Origin of the sequence: Paracidovorax citrulli, from assembly GCF_900100305.1 — a bacterium.
GTDB classification, from domain to species: domain Bacteria; phylum Pseudomonadota; class Gammaproteobacteria; order Burkholderiales; family Burkholderiaceae_C; genus Paracidovorax; species Paracidovorax citrulli.
The window spans coordinates 1-3,088 of sequence record NZ_FNEY01000064.1; the positions used below are offsets into that span (position 1 = coordinate 1).

General features: G+C 65.1%; 5 protein-coding genes. 1 reads left to right on the forward strand and 4 read right to left on the reverse strand.

Going from position 1 to position 3,088, the window contains the following annotated elements:
• The 4 genes from BLR99_RS22075 to BLR99_RS22095 form a co-directional block, all read right to left on the reverse strand.
• On the reverse strand, nt 1-182 hold a 182-nt coding region (locus tag BLR99_RS22075), incomplete at its 3' end, for a contractile injection system protein, VgrG/Pvc8 family (protein WP_139160211.1).
• 175 nt (nt 183-357) lie between these two features.
• Nucleotides 358-576: a TetR/AcrR family transcriptional regulator gene (locus BLR99_RS22080; protein ID WP_017439168.1), complete on the reverse strand. Its 219-nt coding sequence runs from the start codon at nt 574-576 to the stop codon at nt 358-360.
• Nucleotides 577-885: 309 nt separating this feature from the next.
• Complete coding sequence (locus BLR99_RS22090) at nt 886-1,668, reverse strand: SDR family oxidoreductase (RefSeq protein WP_011796410.1); 783 nt, start codon at nt 1,666-1,668, stop codon at nt 886-888.
• Entirely contained in the window at nt 1,665-1,991 is a 327-nt protein-coding gene (locus BLR99_RS22095; protein ID WP_011796411.1) for a nuclear transport factor 2 family protein, read from the reverse strand. The genes BLR99_RS22090 and BLR99_RS22095 overlap by 4 nt, the downstream gene beginning before the upstream one ends.
• Nucleotides 1,992-2,093: 102 nt before the next feature.
• Here BLR99_RS22095 and BLR99_RS22100 point away from each other — a divergent pair, with 102 nt between their 5' ends.
• Nucleotides 2,094-3,005 carry a LysR family transcriptional regulator gene (locus tag BLR99_RS22100; RefSeq protein WP_011796412.1) on the forward strand — a complete coding sequence of 304 codons (912 nt, stop codon included), beginning with the start codon at nt 2,094-2,096 and terminating at the stop codon, nt 3,003-3,005.
• Nucleotides 3,006-3,088: the final 83 nt, after the last annotated feature.

Here is a 3,088-nt window from a genome sequence, read left to right on the forward strand (position 1 = left end):
CCTTCGGTCTCCACCACCACCGTCGCGCTCTTGCCCAGCAGCGCCTTCGGGTCGATGCTTTTGTCCTCGCTCAGCAGGTCGATGTCGAGGCTGAAAACCTGGCTCAGTTCTTCTCGCCCCTGCAACTGCCGGAACTGCAGCTGCTCTCCCAGGGGCGTCTGTATGGTGACGCGGCGTGTCATGGTGCATGGCCGCGAGCCATGAGTGGCTGCACGGACGAGTCAAAAACGGCCGAAATCATAGGCCCGCGGACAATGGGTTGAATATCCGACAGATGGGTAAATTTGTTTACAAATGTAGGCAGATCACGCGGTGCCCGACACTCGCGCCTGGCTGCCGAGTCGCCGAGCAGCAAACTCAAATCGGCTCGACCAGGTACCGCTGCAGGGTCGCACCCATTGCCCTCGCAGCCTTCTGCCGGCTCATCCCCCTGGCAGAAAACTCCAGCACATAACGCACGAGCGCGAACCCGAGCATCTGGGAGGCGATGAGCGCAGCGCGCATGTCCGCCTCGGCAGCGGACGCCGCCAGCCTGCGTACGGCCGCGCGCAACTGCCGCTCGAAAATGTCCTGCACCCGGGCCCTGGCATCCGCATCAGGCCCTGCGCGACGACGATACCCGCGGGCTCGACGCCTGGGCCCTGCAACGCCGCAGGATCGCGCGCGGCGTGGTCCGCATGACCGATGCCATGACAGCATCGCCACGGTGTCCTCGCCGCTGGGGCGCATGGCCCGCGGTTCGCTGCTCGGCCTGATGGGCCAGGTTCCGCCCCTGCAGAGACAACTGGCGATGCGTCTGGCGGAGCTGGAACGTTAGCTTCCCTTGGGTGCGATCGAACCCAACCCGGCAAACACTTCCAGGCCACCGGACGCCCAGCCTGTGGGCTACAGCGTGGGCACCGTGCCGCCGTCGATCCGGTATTCGGCCCCTGCGATCGAAGCGGCCCGCGGAGAGGCCAGGAAGGCGATCAGATCGGCCACCTCATGCGGTGTGGCGGGCCGGCCCACGGGAATTCCTCCGAGCCAGTCCATCACGATTTTCTTGCCGCCCTCGTAGTCCGTTCCGGCGTCTGCAGCCATCCGCTCCGCAAACGCGACGGAAGCCTCGGTCTCGATCCAGCCCGGCGCAACGCTCAGCACGCGAACGCCCTTGGGCGTCACTTCTCTTGCCAGCGACTTGCTGTAGGTCGTGAGAGCCCCCTTGGCCGCGGCGTAGGCGGTCGTGGACTCCGGCAGGGGCAGCACGCGCTGGATGGAGCTGACGTGGATGACGACACCCGAACCTTGGGCCAGCATCGCTGGAAGCAACGCACGATCCAGCCGTACGGCAGGCATCAGGTTCAGGTTCATCTCGGCGAACCAGTGCTCATCGCTGATCGCGGCGAAACCGCCGCCGGGAGTCTTCGAGCCGCCGAGCACATTGACCAGGATGTCGATGCCGCCCCAATTCTGCAGGATGGTCCGGGCCAGGTGGCCCGTGCCCTCCGCCGTGGACAGGTCGGCGGCGACGTAAGTCACCCCCTCCACCGGCTGGGCGGGCACGGTTCGCGCGGATGTCGCGACCCGCGCGCCGGCCTCCGCAAGGGTTTTCACAACGGCGGCGCCAAGGCCCAGCGTGCCGCCGGTGACCACCGCCCGCAGGCCTTTCAGGTGAAGGTCGAAGCTCATGCCGTGATCTCCAGCGAGGCGATCAGCCCGCGTTCAAGCCGAAAGCGGTAGGACAGAGCGATCGGGCTGCCAGGAAAATCGCCGGTGACGTTGGCGCGCACGAGCTGGAAGCCGTCCTCTCGCTCGAGGGCGAACGGCACGCTCGTCGCACGGTACTTGGCCGATGCCTCGGCCATGAAGGACTTGATCGCGTCGATACCCGCGCAGGTGCGGCCATCATCCTTCATGACGGCTTGCGTCGTGAAGCAATGCGCCAGGGCTTCAGGGTTGTGCTCCGCCGCGAAGTACGCGGCAATGGGCTCCGGAAGAGTCAAGGTGTTCACAGTGGTGGCTCCGTGGGATCAGTGAAGACTCCAGGATGCGCGCAGCAGACAATTTAGTGAATGCCACAAAATCAGCACAGGCTGTGAAGAAAGGAATACACAATGCGCGGGTCCGACTATGCCGAGCTGAAGGCTTTCGTGGCCGTCGTGGAACGCCAGAGCTTCGCGCGAGCAGCAGAGCATCTGGGACTATCGCCTTCGGCACTCAGCCAGACCATCCGGCAGCTCGAAGGCCGCATCGGCGCCCGCCTTCTGAACCGCACGACACGCAGCGTCGCGCCATCGACAAGCGGCGAACAGCTGTACAGGCGCATAGCGCCGCTGTTGCGGGAGATGGCTGCCGCAGTCGCTGAAACCCGTGAGGCGACAGGCAAGGTGGGCGGCACCCTGCGCATCAACACGCTCGGGATCGCCGCAAGAACCGTCATCGCGCCCCGGCTTGCACGTTTCCATCAAGCGCACCCCGACGCGATTCTCGACATCGTGGTGGACGACGCGCTGGCGGACATCGTCGCAGGCCGATTCGACGCAGGCGTCCGCGTGGGCGGACAGCTCGAGAAAGACATGGTTGCCGTCCGCCTCACGCCGGACATGCCCATGGTGGCCGTGGCATCTCCCGACTACATCGCACGCCGGGGCACCCCGAAGTCACCTGCCGATCTGCATGGCCATGCATGCATCAACTGGCGGCTCCAGGAGGACGGGAGGCACTATCGCTGGGAGTTCAGGAAGCGAGCGCAACGCATCGAAGTGGCGGTGGACGGCCCCGTCGTCACCAACCATGCCGACATCGGCATTGCTGCCGCATTGAACGGACTCGGCATCGCCTACCACTTCGAGCGAGACGGCGTGGGCGAGTTTCTGGCCCAGGGACGGCTGGTCCAAGTCCTTGCGGACTGGTCGATTTCGCGCCCGGGGCTTTTTCTCTACTATCCGAGCAGGCGACATCGACCCGCCCTCCTCGGTGCGTTCATCGACTGTCTGCTGGACCGGGAACCATTCAGCCGGCTCTAGGTGTGATGTCTCAATAGGTTGTTCATCCAGGCCCGACCTGGGAAGCTGTGGTTACCAGGCCCCAGCAACTCAGGACAGGACAC